The sequence below is a fragment of the Vibrio lentus genome, assembly GCF_030409755.1.
Lineage (GTDB): Bacteria > Pseudomonadota > Gammaproteobacteria > Enterobacterales > Vibrionaceae > Vibrio > Vibrio lentus.
Map to the genome: position 1 here is coordinate 1,872,777 of NZ_JAUFQE010000001.1, position 13,249 is coordinate 1,886,025.

The 13,249-nt window shown below is 44.5% G+C and carries 11 protein-coding genes; 4 read left to right on the forward strand and 7 right to left on the reverse strand.

Annotated elements, in window-relative coordinates:
• Window positions 1-4: 4 nt before the first annotated feature.
• Window positions 5-1,540, reverse strand: a complete 1,536-nt coding sequence (locus QWZ07_RS07995; RefSeq protein ID WP_192853029.1) for a mannose-1-phosphate guanylyltransferase/mannose-6-phosphate isomerase — start codon at window positions 1,538-1,540, stop codon at window positions 5-7.
• Window positions 1,541-1,594: 54 nt separating this feature from the next.
• Window positions 1,595-2,710, reverse strand: a complete 1,116-nt coding sequence (locus QWZ07_RS08000) for a mechanosensitive ion channel family protein (RefSeq protein ID WP_192853030.1) — start codon at window positions 2,708-2,710, stop codon at window positions 1,595-1,597.
• A gap of 186 nt (window positions 2,711-2,896) precedes the next feature.
• On the opposite strand from QWZ07_RS08000, the gene QWZ07_RS08005 reads away from it, so the two are divergent.
• Together QWZ07_RS08005 and QWZ07_RS08010 are read left to right on the forward strand one after the other, a co-directional pair.
• The gene (locus QWZ07_RS08005) at window positions 2,897-3,553 is read left to right on the forward strand and encodes a potassium channel family protein (RefSeq protein ID WP_017106229.1); all 657 of its coding nucleotides are present in this window, start codon (window positions 2,897-2,899) and stop codon (window positions 3,551-3,553) included.
• A gap of 33 nt (window positions 3,554-3,586) precedes the next feature.
• Window positions 3,587-4,954, forward strand: a complete 1,368-nt coding sequence (locus QWZ07_RS08010; RefSeq protein WP_102266262.1) for a TrkH family potassium uptake protein — start codon at window positions 3,587-3,589, stop codon at window positions 4,952-4,954.
• A 98-nt stretch (window positions 4,955-5,052) separates the two neighbouring features.
• Here the strand turns inward: QWZ07_RS08010 and msrB are convergent, their stop codons facing one another.
• Window positions 5,053-6,195 (reverse strand): peptide-methionine (R)-S-oxide reductase MsrB, encoded by a 1,143-nt coding sequence (msrB, locus tag QWZ07_RS08015; protein WP_192853031.1) that lies wholly within the window; start codon window positions 6,193-6,195, stop codon window positions 5,053-5,055.
• 199 nt (window positions 6,196-6,394) lie between these two features.
• On the opposite strand from msrB, the gene QWZ07_RS08020 reads away from it, so the two are divergent.
• On the forward strand, window positions 6,395-6,793 hold the full coding sequence (locus QWZ07_RS08020) for an OsmC family protein (protein ID WP_192853032.1): 399 nt from the start codon (window positions 6,395-6,397) through the stop codon (window positions 6,791-6,793).
• Between the two features lie 190 nt (window positions 6,794-6,983).
• On the opposite strand, the gene QWZ07_RS08025 is transcribed toward QWZ07_RS08020, so the two are convergent.
• From QWZ07_RS08025 to phnW, 4 genes are all read right to left on the reverse strand, one after another.
• Window positions 6,984-8,048, reverse strand: a complete 1,065-nt coding sequence (locus QWZ07_RS08025; protein ID WP_192853033.1) for an OmpA family protein — start codon at window positions 8,046-8,048, stop codon at window positions 6,984-6,986.
• Window positions 8,049-8,389: 341 nt separating this feature from the next.
• Window positions 8,390-9,208 (reverse strand): phosphonoacetaldehyde hydrolase, encoded by an 819-nt coding sequence (phnX, locus tag QWZ07_RS08030; protein ID WP_192853034.1) that lies wholly within the window; start codon window positions 9,206-9,208, stop codon window positions 8,390-8,392.
• 84 nt (window positions 9,209-9,292) lie between these two features.
• Window positions 9,293-10,732 carry an aspartate aminotransferase family protein gene (locus QWZ07_RS08035; protein WP_192853035.1) on the reverse strand — a complete coding sequence of 480 codons (1,440 nt, stop codon included), beginning with the start codon at window positions 10,730-10,732 and terminating at the stop codon, window positions 9,293-9,295.
• The gene (gene phnW, locus QWZ07_RS08040) at window positions 10,732-11,835 is read right to left on the reverse strand and encodes a 2-aminoethylphosphonate--pyruvate transaminase (RefSeq protein WP_192853036.1); all 1,104 of its coding nucleotides are present in this window, start codon (window positions 11,833-11,835) and stop codon (window positions 10,732-10,734) included. The genes QWZ07_RS08035 and phnW overlap by 1 nt, the downstream gene beginning before the upstream one ends.
• A 349-nt stretch (window positions 11,836-12,184) precedes the next feature.
• Between phnW and QWZ07_RS08045 the strand changes: the two genes are divergently transcribed.
• Window positions 12,185-13,195, forward strand: coding sequence for a putative 2-aminoethylphosphonate ABC transporter substrate-binding protein (locus QWZ07_RS08045; protein WP_192853037.1), 1,011 nt, complete (start codon window positions 12,185-12,187; stop codon window positions 13,193-13,195).
• The last annotated feature ends 54 nt before the right edge of the window (window positions 13,196-13,249 follow it).

Below are 13,249 nucleotides of genomic sequence, written 5' to 3' on the forward strand. Positions count from 1 at the left end.
CGCTTTATTTCGATTTGTTGTTCTGAGACGAAGAAGCTTGTTGGTTTCGAACATCTCGCCCATAGCTGTCTTGATATCGAATGATATCGTCTTCACTTAAATGACTACCGGTTTGTACTTCGATCATTTCGAGAGGTGAGTCTCCAGGGTTCTCTAGGCTGTGGATATGACCTAACGGAATGTAAGTGGATTGATCTTCTTCGACGAGATACGTTTTCTCATCGTTGGTTACTTTCGCAGTCCCTGCCACTACTACCCAATGTTCCGCTCTATGGTGATGCATCTGTAGTGAAAGCTGATGACCCGCTTTTACGGTGATACGTTTCACTTTGTCGCGCTTGCCTAGATCGATCACGTCGTATTTACCCCAAGGCCTAAACACCTCGCGATGATGGACATGCTCCGTTCGACCAGCCTGATTCAGTTGGCTAACAATCGACTTAACACCTTGAACTTTGTCTTTGTTCGCAACCAATATTGCATCTTTGGTTTCGACAATAATGAGGTTTTCGACACCTACCGTCGCGACAAGCTTATTCTCCGCATGAATGTAGTTGTGTTGAGAGTCGACGGTTAACACATCGCCTTCAATGACGTTGTTGTGTTCATCCTTATCACTGACATCCCAGATAGCAGACCACGAGCCAATATCATTCCAACCAACATCCATCGGGATCACTGCGGCGTGTGAGGTCTTTTCCATCACGGCATAATCGATAGAGTCACTTGGGCTATTTTTGAATGCTTCTGCGTCGATACGAATAAAGTCGAGGTCGGTATTTTGCTTTGAAAGAGCGAGTTTGCAAGCCGTCAAGATATCTGGGCGGTGTTGAGAGAGTTCTCCAAGGTAGCTGGATGCCTTAAACATGAACATGCCGCTATTCCACAAGTATTGCTCTGAACGTATGTATTCTTCTGCAGTTACTTTATCAGGTTTTTCAACAAAGCAATCAATGGCATAGGCGTGATGGGTTGACTGCTCTTTAGCATTAGTATCAGTTTGAACGAGCGGGGAAAGAGGTTTCCCCTGTTTGATATAACCGTAGCCTGTTTCTGGCGCATTAGGGGTTATTCCAAATGTCACCAGTTTGCCTTGCTTCGCATAATCAACACCACGACTGATCACTTGTTGGAATTCAGAGGTGTTAGCGATGTGATGATCAGCAGCCAGTACTAATAAGATCGGGTCTGATGCATCCTGCTCATTATTGGTTGATTTACCTAAGGCTTGTAATGCCGCTAATGCGATGGCTGGAGCCGTGTTTCGACCGACGGGCTCTAGCAGAATACCACTATGTTGGATGTTAGCCGATCGAGCTTGTTCAGCTGCAATAAAGCGGTGTTCTTCATTACAGATAATGAATGGAGCAGCGCACTTGCTACCCGTTAGATAGTCCTCAAGACCTTGCAGGCGTTGAAGCGTTTGCTGAAGCATTGATTGTTCGCCAGCAATGTTGAGGAATTGCTTAGGGTAGAGTTCGCGAGACAATGGCCAGAGGCGGCTTCCGGAGCCGCCAGCTAGAATGACAGGTAAAATCATAAAGTGGTAATTAGGCGTAAAGGGTTACTAACACTATGTTACCACGCTTATGGCTTATCGATGAGCTTCAGGGCTCGAATTCATTACAACTTGAGAATCGTTGATGTCTTGCGCTTCAATCTTGAGTGTTTGTGTTGGGAAGGCGATATCAGCATTGTGCTTATGAATAATCGCTAACACCTGCAATAAAACATCTTGTTTCACTTCGTGGTATCTCACCCAATTAACCGTCTTGGTGAAGGTGTAGATAAAGAAGTTGAGCGTTGATGGCCCGAACTTATCAAAGTTAACGATCAGCGTCTGTTTGGCATCAATGTCAGGGTGCGTTTCAAGCATGGCTTTTACGTCATTCACAATCAGAGCAAGCTTGTTTGCGTCTTGATAGCGAAGCCCAAACGTTTCATTGATTCTGCGGTTCAACATTCTTGATGGGTTTTCCACCACAATGTTACTGAACACAGAATTCGGTACGTACAAAGGACGTTTATCAAAAGTGCGAATGATGGTCATGCGCCAGCCAATGCGTTCGACGGTGCCTTCGATTTGGCGGTCTGGTGAGCGTATCCAATCTCCAACTTTAAAAGGGCGGTCGAAGTAAATCATCATGCCACCGAAGAAGTTCGACAGTAAGTCTTTAGCCGCTAAACCGACGATCAAGCCACCCACACCACCAAAGGTGAGTAAGCCTGAAAGACTGAGCCCAAACGCCTGCATGATGGTCAGGCCGCCCATCACCATAAAGAACAAGCGAGCAACTTTCGCGATAGCCTGAACGGTGGTTTCGTCCCTGGTCTTCTGTTCTAAGACATACGCTTCAGAGTTGCTAATCATTCGCAACGTGAACCAAACAAAAGTACAGATGATCAGTATGTGCTTAAGCGTTTTTAACCAGTTGATTTCATTGCCAAACTGGCCTTGAAGGATCAGGCCTATAGACACAGTAGCAGGCCAACACCAAAGTAACGTGCTGACAGGCGTTTTTAGAGCCTCTAGCAGTAGGTCGTCCCAGTGGAATGGAGTTTTCTGAACCAGAATTTCTAAGCGATTATGGATAATTCGCCAAGCTACCCAAGCGAGAAAACTCGCAATAGTGATGAATAGGACGCTGTTTGCCCAATCACTATGGCTCTGGTTGATGTAGGTTTGTACTTGGGTTATGAATTCATTCATTGTGTGTGCTGCCGCAGAAATTATGAATTGGAAATTAGCAGAAACTCGAGTTGTTCTCTACCTTTATAAATCAAACGATTATGACAATAGTATAACCTTATTCTTGCAGAACTAACTTTTTTTGAGATAGAAACTAATGTAGGTTTGGCTATCCCGTGTAATTAAAATTTCTAAACAGGATTTCAAATGAGCGACAAACAATATGCAGTTATCGGTTTAGGGCGATTTGGTCTGTCTGTTTGCAAAGAGCTGCAAAGTTCAGGGGCACAGGTACTGGCCGTCGATATTGATGAAGAGCGAGTGAAAGAAGCAGCGGCTTTTGTTTCACAAGCGATTGTTGCGAACTGCACGAGCGAAGAGACGGTGAAAGAGTTAAGACTCGATGATTACGATATGGTGATGGTATCGATAGGCTCTGACGTTAACTCAAGCATTCTAACGACTTTGGTGGTGAAAGAATCTGGAGCAAAAGCAGTTTGGGTTAAGGCGAATGATAAGTTCCACGGCAAGATCCTCTCTAAGATTGGTGCTGATCATATCATCATGCCGGAGCGAGATATGGGTATTCGTGTTGCTCGTAAGATGCTGGACAGACGCGTTCTCGAATTTATCGACCTTGGCAGTGGCTTAGCGATGACAGAAATCGTTATTGGCTCAAAGTTTTTAGGTAAGCAACTTCGCGACCTAAAGCTGTGCAAAGAGGTAGGGGTTGAAGTACTTGGCTTCAAGCGCGGCCCGAACCTAACCAAAGCACCTGAACTTGATGTCAGTTTAGAGATCGGTGATGTGGTGATCATTGCAGGGCCGAAAGAGACCTTGTCTAGAAAGCTACGCAATTGGTAACTGGTAATAAGTAATTGGTAATAAGGTAACCGTATGAATTCGTTGAAACGAAAAGGTACTTTCTACACGCTCAAGACAGATAAAAAGCCGCGCAAAGGCTCAGAGCCAAAGATTATCCTTACGAGTTTCTTAGGTGTTCTTATCCCTTCTGCAATCTTGTTGACGCTGCCAGTCTTTTCTGTGACTGGGCTTAGTTTTACAGATGCGCTGTTTACTGCCACATCCGCAATCAGTGTGACAGGCTTGGGTGTTGTCGATACAGGTGAACATTTCACTCTGGCGGGCAAAATACTGCTGATGTTTTTGATGCAAGTCGGCGGTTTAGGGCAGATGACCCTGTCTGCAGTGCTGCTCTATATGTTTGGCGTTAGATTAAGTCTCAAGCAACAAGCATTGGCGAAGGAAGCGCTGGGTCAAGATCGTAAGATTAATCTCCGTAAATTAGTTAAGAAGATCATCATCTTTGCGTTGGTGGCGGAGTTTGTTGGGTTTGTGTTGCTCTGTTTCCGTTGGGTTCCAGAAATGGGATGGGCAACGGGAAGCTTTTATGCACTCTTTCACGCTATATCTGCATTCAATAACGCAGGTTTCGCGCTGTTCTCAGACAGCATGATGAGTTTTGTTGATGATCCATTGGTGATTTGTACTTTGGCGGGTTTATTCATCTTTGGTGGATTAGGCTTCACGGTAGTGGGGGACTTATCGAGTAACTGGCGTAAAGGCTTCCAGCACTTGCATCTGCATACTAAGATCATGCTGACCGCAACACCAACTTTGTTGTTGGTAGGGACGGTTATGTTTTGGTTATTGGAGAGGAATAACTCAGCAACGATGGAAGGCCTCTCTATACAAGGTCAGTGGTTAGCTGCATTTTTCCAATCGGCGAGTGCTCGTACTGCCGGTTTCAACAGTGTCGATTTATCTCAGTATACGCAACCGGCATTATTGGTGATGATCGTACTGATGTTGATTGGTGCTGGTTCGACTTCTACTGGTGGTGGTATTAAGGTTTCGACCTTTGCAGTTGCGTTTGTCGCAACTTGGACATTCTTGCGTCAGAAAAAGCATGTCGTGATGTTTAAGCGCACCGTGACTTGGCAAGCGGTAACAAAATCTTTGGCCATTATTGTGGTTAGTGGGGCGTTATTAACCACTGCGATGTTTTTGTTAATGCTTACTGAAAAGGCAGCGTTTGATCGCGTGATGTTTGAGGTGATTTCTGCCTTTGCAACCGTTGGCCTAACAGCAGGACTCACTGCGAACCTGACTGAGCCGGGTAAATACATCATGATTGTCGTTATGGTGATTGGACGTATCGGTCCCTTGACGTTGGCTTATATGCTAGCTCGCCCAGAACCTTCCTTGTTGAAATACCCCGAAGATACTGTGTTAACGGGTTAATAACGTTACCAGGCTAATGAATCACATTTTGTCAGTAACAACAAAGCCAGCGATATGCTGGCTTTGTTGTTATAGGTGTAGCTCTAATTTTTTAGTATTTAGCCTTCGAACATTTCAATATATTCTTCGTAGCCTTCTTCAGCCAATTTATCTGCTGGGATAAAGCGCATAGCGGCTGAGTTCATGCAGTAGCGCAAACCTGTTGGCTTTGGACCATCTTTAAATACATGTCCTAGATGAGAGTCACCAAATTTACTGCGAACCTCTGTTCTCGGGTAAAGCAACTTGTAGTCAGTAGTCGTTACGACATAAGCCTCGCTGATTGGCTGTGTAAAGCTCGGCCAACCTGTACCTGATTTGTATTTGTCTTTTGAAGAGAACAAAGGCTCACCCGTTACGATATCAACGTAAATACCTTCTTGCTTGTTATCCCAGTATTTGTTGTCAAATGGGCGCTCTGTCGCGTCGTCTTGTGTAACATCGTATTGCAGTGAAGTTAGAGACGCTTTGATCTCTGCATCAGACGGCTTACTGTATGTCTTAGCATTGGCTGTCGCATTTTGTCCATCGATGATCTGACGGATCGTTTTCGGATTTTCTTTTCTATCATCACCGAAGATTTTATCTAGGTACTGATCACGACCAGAAGCGTAGCGGTAGTAGTTATAACGAACCTTGCTCTTCTTGTAATAATCTTGATGGTAATCTTCTGCTGGCCAGAATTTTTCAAACTTAATCAGTTCTGTTTTTAATGGTTCACCAAAGATTTGAGCCTTGTCTATCTCCATCATGAAGTTCTGAGCGACGTCTTTTTGTTCTTGGTTATGATAGAAAACAGCAGGTCGATATTGTGGACCTCTGTCAACGAATGAACCTTTGTCATCAGTTGGGTCGATGTGTCTGAAGAATTGGTCAAGCACCTGTTCGTAGCTAACCACATCAGGGTTGTAAGTCACGTTGATCACTTCGATGTGACCAGATTTACCTGACGAAACTTGTTTATAGGTTGGATTCTCTAATTCGCCACCAGAATATCCTGAGACAACATCCGAGACTCCTGTGAGCTTCTCCAGATCGGATTCTGTACACCAAAAACAACCACCAGCCAGTGTCGCTATTTCACTCTTACCTGAGTTAGCCGTTTTATCCATTGTATTGGCAGTGCCAGTCTGGCTCACAAACAGCGAAATCAGTGGTAGCGCAACCACGAGTGATACCAATATTTTAGATAATTTATTCATAGATACCTCATCTTGACGTCTTTTCATTCGATTTTGAATGTACGAATAGAGACAGGTTTTAGATGGAAAAAATTGCACAATTCATGAAATAAATATCTCAAACAGAAATCTTGCTCATAAATGCCGCCAGTAGTAGGGTGTAGGCATTGATATAAAATACTAGTTAATGATGACGCTTTTCGTACATCTAAGGAACAACATGCAAGCAGAAGTTAAATGGGTCGAAGGCTTTAAATTCCTAGGTCAATCTCAATCAGGCCATTCTATCGTTATGGACGGAAGCGGTGGAGCTACAGCACCAAGCCCTATGGAGATGGTGCTGATGGCCGCTGGTGGTTGTAGCTCTGTTGATGTCGTAGATGGTTTGACATCAGCAGGCCAAAACATCACAGGCTGTAATGCAAAACTTGAAACAACGCGTCGTGAAACGGCACCTAAAATCTTTACTGTGATTAATATTCACTTTGAAGTGTCTGGCGACAATCTTGATTCTGAGCTGGTTGCTAAAGTATGTGCTGACTCGTTAGAGAAATACTGTTCAGTATGCCTAATGCTAGGCGCTGGCGTAGAAATGACCCACAGCTGGGAAATCGTTTAGTCTTCTTATTGTATACCTTGTGTCGGTAGGCTAATTTTTACGGCTTACGGCTTACGGCTTACGGCTTACGGCTTACGGCTTACGGCTTACGGCTTACGGCTTACGGTGTATGGGTAGAGCCAGATAAAGAAAAGGGCGGAGCACTTTAAAGTGTTCCGCCCTTTATTATTCAAGCTAGAGTTGACTGCTATTATTCAGCCGTTTCTACAATAACCTCTTCCATTTTCGCTTCTTCTTGGTATTCGAAACTTGGGATTGTTGCGTCAACACGACGGTTCTGCGCACGACCTTCAGCAGTATCGTTTGTTGCTACTGGGTTTTCTTCACCTTCACCTGTAGCCGTAATACGGCCTGCTTCAATACCTTGCTCTTCAATGTATGCTGCTACAGCGGCAGCACGTTTCTTAGAGATCATCATGTTGTACTCAGCAGCGCCTGTTGAATCGGTGTGACCAACAACATTAACTGATGATTGAGGGTAAGTTTGAAGCACTTCTACTAATGGTGTTAGTGCAGTTTTACCTTCTGTAGACAAGTCAGTACTGTTTGTCTCAAACATACCTTGAGAGAAGCTTTCAGTTTGCGCTTTAATTACAACAGTCTCTTCTTCAACCACAACGGCTTCAGGTTCTGCAATTGGTTCAGATGGAGCCTGTGTTACGGCTGCCGCAGAAGCTACTGTTGCGGCGGACGCTGTCGTGTTACCTGTACCGAAATTGTAGCTTAGACCAACGGTAACAAGGTTGGAGTTAAGGTCTTGGATAATCTTATCGTCAAAATCATCGAAGTATTGATATTCAACTCGAAGAGCCCAGTCGTCGGATAGCTGTTTCTCAGCACCGATACCTAGTGCTAATACAACGTCGTCTTCGTCATCGTGCATGATGTAAGCAGGACCTGCTTTAAAGAAGATATCAAACTCTTGTTTAATCGCTAGTCGATACATTGGGCTTAAAGAAATGGCTACGATCGAATCACTGTATGCTTTGGGCGTTCCGTTGTTGTTAAAGCTGGTATCATAATCACCTAAGTAATCTGCATTCAATTCAAGAGCAATGTTATCGGTAAAGTTGTAACCACCGTAAATACCACCCGCAACAGAATCATCTTCACACTTTTCACCGCTTACACAAGCGCTATCTAGCCAACCCATGCCAACTTTAGCACCAACATACGTGGTTGAAGCAATTGAGGGAGCAGCAGCGAAACCTGAAGCAGCTATCACAGCACACATGATTTTTGACAGTTTTTTCATAATCTTATCCTTGGATTAACTCTTATTGTTATCTGAATGAGCCTTTAAAGCGACGACTTACTGATTGGGACACTGCAACAGTAAATCGTTCCAGGCGTCGATTCAGGTCGAACCTATCTTGGAACTGTTGTTATATTGTTAGTTTAGTTGCGTATTGCAGTCAATGAAATTGTTAAAAATTATATATTTAAGGTGCTATTTACAGAGGTTTTTGTCAATTAATTGTTGTCTCAAATATTGGAAACGAAGAAACCTCGTATCATTTTTAGGCGATACGAGGTTTCATTTTCATTTGTACGGATTATTGGACTATAGACCTTGATTTGCGGATGTTACAGGAGTTATGGACGCTCACCTTCAAGTAAACGCTTTTCGATATCTGCAATCACTCTAGGTAAGTCGGCAATAGTATCGATCAGGTAATGCGGGTTTGATTTGTTTAGCTTCACGCTTGCTTTTTCTCGCGCAGTTGCAAGTGTCGCTTCGTCAGCATCCACATATTCTTGGTAGGTTAAGCCTGCTTCGTTGCCTGATAGTACAAGTCCTACTGTCCACATGCCTGCGTTGTGGCCTTCATCGATACCCGGTGCAGCGTCATCCACTTTCACACACGCAGCGACGTTCGTCACACCTAGGTCAATGACGTTTTTAAGTGCCATGAATGGAGCAGGGCGACCGCCTTGCGGTAAGTCATCCGTTGCTACTACGTTGTCAGGAAGATAACCGTAATCTGCTGCAGCTGGGATCAGTACATCCATTACTTCACGTGGGTAACCAGAACAAGAGCCTATTTTTATGTTCTTTTCTTTTAGGTTATTTACCACTTCAATAGCGTTTAAAATTGGAGCTGCGTGGTCGGCTACTTTTGCTTTCTGAAGAGGCATGAATGCCGCGTAGATCGCATCAACGTCTTCACTGGTCATCGAGCGTCCGAATTGAGCATTCCAACGAGCGTCAACAGCTGGAATTCGACCCACCGCTTGGATGTGGTCCCATTTGCCGATACCCATAGGTTCACGCGCTTCTGCTAAGTCGATATCAAAGTCGAAACCTTGTCTGAATGCTTCAACGAAAATGCTGGTTGGAGCAAACGATCCAAAATCAACGATAGTGCCAGCCCAGTCAAAGATAACCGCTTGGATAGGTGATGTTGTGTTCATAATAATGTCCTATTTTTGTGTCACTCCCAGTTCAAAGTACTGGGAGAGCAAATGATTGTTTTAGGTTATTGGTTAGATGATGGTTTAAAGGTACTCAAAGTCTTTACAGACTTTTGCTATCGCTTTTTCGAAGACAGACAGAGCGACTTCTAGTTCGCTGCGGCTGATGATCAATGGTGGGCTCAACTGAATCACGTTACCTTGTGACACCTTAAAGCTCAGGCCATCGTTCAGACATTGGTAAAGTACGGCTTCTGCTTCATCGAAAGCTCGGGTTTTGGTGATATGGTCGGTGACCAACTCAACGCCCCATAGAAGACCGATGCCGCGAACGTCACCAATGACAGGATATTTCTCTTTCATTTGCAGCAGTTGTTCACGAACGAATACGCTGTCTGCTTGCACTTTTTCAAGTAGATTTTCTTGCTCAATCACTTCCATGGTAGCCAGTGCCGCCGCGCAGCCGATAGGGCTTTTCTCATGGGTGTAATGACCCAGTGAAACTTGCGCTGCCGTGTTGTATTTGTCTTTAGTGACCATGGCTGCAATTGGAACCAAGCCGCCGCCAAAGCCTTTACCGATACATAAGATGTCAGGTTCGATATCAAACGCTTGGTGAGTGAACCATTCTCCACTGCGACCCATGCCATTTGGGATGTCATCAATGATCAACATGACGTTGTGTTTGTCACAGATCTCACGGATGCGTTTCCAGTAAGCCTTACTTGGTACTTGAACGTCTGTGTTACGAACCGCTTCGGCAATGAAGGCACCAATACCGCCTTCTTTTTCAATCACATACTCAAGGTAATCGGCATAGTGCACATCACATGCAGTTTCACTTTCACCGCCTGAGCTTTGCCCGCGAAGCGAAAAAGAGTCATCAAGCGGGAAAGCGCCACGATAAGAGACAGCTGGTGGGATACGTTCTACGCCAGCCATCAATGGTCCCATACCTTCACGAAAACAGGCTTCACCACCCACTGAAATTGCATCGAGTGACGCGCCGTGAAATGAATCCCACAATGAAACGACTTTGAAGTTGTTGGTGACATGTCTAGCCAGTTTGAGTGCCATACCAACAACTGAAGTACCACCTGGAGCAAACAACACGCGATTCAAATCACCACCGCAGATCTGTGTCAGCTTTTCTGCGCACTGAACGGCGGTTTCATTGGTAAATCGACGCGGTGAAAACGGCAATGACGCCATTTGTTGAGTCACTTTATCAATGATGTGTGGGTGGCCATAACCCAGCTGATGAACATTGTTACCGTGAAAGTCCATGTATTTCTTGCCCGTCGCATCTTGAATGTAGATGCCCTCTGCAGCTTCAAGTGTGTCTAGACAAGGCGTTGACATCGCTTGATGAAGAAATACGTCAGAGTCACGTTTTAACATCGCTTGAGTTGCATCATCGTTTAGCGACTCGTTCCATTTCTCACGCGCTGGCGTGGTGTTCACATCGCCTTCGCTTCGAAAGTGTGTCGTCTTTAGAACAGAATCTTGATTGGTCGTGGTCATTATTTGATGTCCCAGTACATAGCGTTTTTCACTGCGCCAATGAGGGCTTCAATATCAGAAGGGTAAACTTCACTGATGTTACCGATGCGGAAGCAGTCTGCGTTTGAAACCTTGCCCGGATAAATCACAAACCCTTGCTCTTTCAAACGGTCATAGAATTCCTTGAATTGGTAATCGCTATGAGTTGGAGAATAAAAAGAGGTGATAATCGGTGAATGAAGGTCATCACTGAGCAGTGGTTCAAAGCCAAGAGAACGCATACCTGCAACCAATGTGGTTTGGTTGGTTTGGTAGCGACTATGACGAGCTTCGATGCCACCTTCTTGCTCCAATTCAAGTAGAGCTTGGTAGAAAGCGCGCACTGTATGAGTCGGAGAGGTGAAGCGCCATTTACCATGGTTGCTTTCCATGCAGTGCCATTGGTCAAACAAATCAAGGCTTAATGAGCGAGCTTGGCCTTTACACTTCTCCAGATCTGATTGCTTAGCAATAACAAAGCCGAACCCCGGTACACCTTGAATGCACTTGTTTGCCGAGCTGATCATGTAATCGATACCTAAGTCAGCAATATCCATAGGAATACCGCCAAAACTCGACATAGCATCAAGAATGACGGTTTTGTTGTGCTGTTTTGCCAATTTAGCAATCTCTTCAATTGGATTCAGCATGCCTGTAGTGGTCTCACAGTGGACAATCGCCACGTGAGTAATGTCTGAATCCATGGCCAATACCGTTTCCATTTCGTTCAAGTCAGGCTGTGATGTTTCACCTGGGGAAACGACATGGCATGGAATGTTTAAATATTCTGCGATTTGAGCAATACGAGCACCATACGCACCGTTATCAACCACAAGAAGCTTACCGCTGTTAGAGATAACGCTACCGATTGTTGCTTCAACTGAAGCAGTGCCGCTGCCTTGCATTAATACACTTGTATATCCCGCCTGCTTAGTCGCCAAAGTCACAAGCTTGCTACGAATCACTTCAACAACGTCTTTGTTGTATTCATCATCCCAAGTACACCAATCTTTTAGCATCGCTTGGCGAACGGTTTCAGAAGTAGATAGAGGACCCGGTGTCAGCAGTAAGTATTCGTTTCTCATGTTCAATTCTCGTGATTTGTATTTTGGACTATACCAATATTTGCGATTACTTTAACAACCAATTTAAACGGTCGTAAATAGCCCAAACGTTATTTTCACAAAAGCTTCATATTCAAATTTGTCACATGTGTTGAGAAATTTTCCGATCTTGAAATTGCCATTTTTTGTTCATTTAATCGTCATAAAAGCCAGTTAGCTTAATACTCGAAATCTGGTACATACCAATGTAAATGTGTGTGCTCACAACCTAAATGAATTTATGGATATAGAAGCCACTAGATGGAGCTTCTAGCATTAACAACTTTAACCTTGGAATTCCTAACCTTGGCATCGGGCCTGACTGGAGAAAATGATGAAAAACCGTTTTATGAAAGGATCACTTGCAGCATTAGTTACTCTACTAGCTGGTAATGCTTATGCAGCACAGGAAGTGACGGTTTACACAGCTTTTGAAACTGACATTTTAGCGAAATACAAAAACGCATTTGAAAGTGAAAACCCAGACATCAACATCAAATGGGTTCGTGATTCAACTGGGATCATGACGGCAAAATTATTGGCCGAGAAAAACAACCCTCGTGCAGAAGTCGTATGGGGTCTTGCGGGTTCTTCTATGGCTTTGCTTAAAGAAGAGGGCATTCTTAAGCCTTACACTCCTCAAGGTGTAGAAGCGCTGCGTGTAAATCTTAACGATCCGCAATCTACTCAAGCTTGGTATGGCAATGACGCATTCTTCAATGCGGTTTGTTTCAACGAAGTAGTTGCTAAGCAATTGAACCTACCTGCACCTAAATCTTGGGATGACCTAACGAAGCCTATCTACAAAGGCCACATTGCAATGCCAAACCCAGCGTCTTCTGGTACGGGTTACATGCAGGTTTCGGCTTGGTTACAAAACATGGGTGAAGACCAAGGTTGGAACTACATGCAGAAGCTAGACCAAAACATTGCTCATTACACGCACTCAGGTTCGAAGCCATGTGTTCAAGCGGGTATGGGTGAAGTGGCTATCGGTATTTCTATGGCGAGCCGCGGCGCGAAGCTGAAGACTCAAGGCGCGCCACTTTCTGTGATTACACCGGAAGGTATCGGTTGGGAATCTGAAGCGGTAGGTCTTGTTAAGCCTTCAGATGCAGCACAACGTGTTATCGATTGGTCTATCTCTAAAGCAGCGAATGAACTTTACATCGAAATGTACCCAGTTGTTGGCCACCAAGATGTCACAGGTAAAGCAGAAAACTTCCCGAACGTAGAGAAGAACATGGCAAAAATGGACTTCGCTCGTATGGGCAGCGAACGTGCAGATGTTCTGAAAACATGGTCTGAGAAGTTTGACGCTAAATCAGAGCCAAAATCTTAATCTGACGACCTATTCAGCTCATTAGAAGTTAGGAATCAGTAAAGGAAGGCTTCG

Bases quoted from the DNA above. Each gene is read 5' to 3' on its own strand.
- QWZ07_RS08025 (WP_192853033.1), bottom strand. From the start codon at position 8,048: ATGAAAAAACTGTCAAAAATCATGTGTGCTGTGATAGCTGCTTCAGGT.
- QWZ07_RS08045 (WP_192853037.1), top strand. From the start codon at position 12,185: ATGATGAAAAACCGTTTTATGAAAGGATCACTTGCAGCATTAGTTACT.
- QWZ07_RS08010 (WP_102266262.1), top strand. From the start codon at position 3,587: ATGAATTCGTTGAAACGAAAAGGTACTTTCTACACGCTCAAGACAGAT.
- QWZ07_RS08000 (WP_192853030.1), bottom strand. From the start codon at position 2,710: ATGAATGAATTCATAACCCAAGTACAAACCTACATCAACCAGAGCCAT.
- msrB (WP_192853031.1), bottom strand. From the start codon at position 6,195: ATGAATAAATTATCTAAAATATTGGTATCACTCGTGGTTGCGCTACCA.
- QWZ07_RS08035 (WP_192853035.1), bottom strand. From the start codon at position 10,732: ATGACCACGACCAATCAAGATTCTGTTCTAAAGACGACACACTTTCGA.
- QWZ07_RS08020 (WP_192853032.1), top strand. From the start codon at position 6,395: ATGCAAGCAGAAGTTAAATGGGTCGAAGGCTTTAAATTCCTAGGTCAA.
- phnW (WP_192853036.1), bottom strand. From the start codon at position 11,835: ATGAGAAACGAATACTTACTGCTGACACCGGGTCCTCTATCTACTTCT.
- QWZ07_RS07995 (WP_192853029.1), bottom strand. From the start codon at position 1,540: ATGATTTTACCTGTCATTCTAGCTGGCGGCTCCGGAAGCCGCCTCTGG.
- phnX (WP_192853034.1), bottom strand. From the start codon at position 9,208: ATGAACACAACATCACCTATCCAAGCGGTTATCTTTGACTGGGCTGGC.
- QWZ07_RS08005 (WP_017106229.1), top strand. From the start codon at position 2,897: ATGAGCGACAAACAATATGCAGTTATCGGTTTAGGGCGATTTGGTCTG.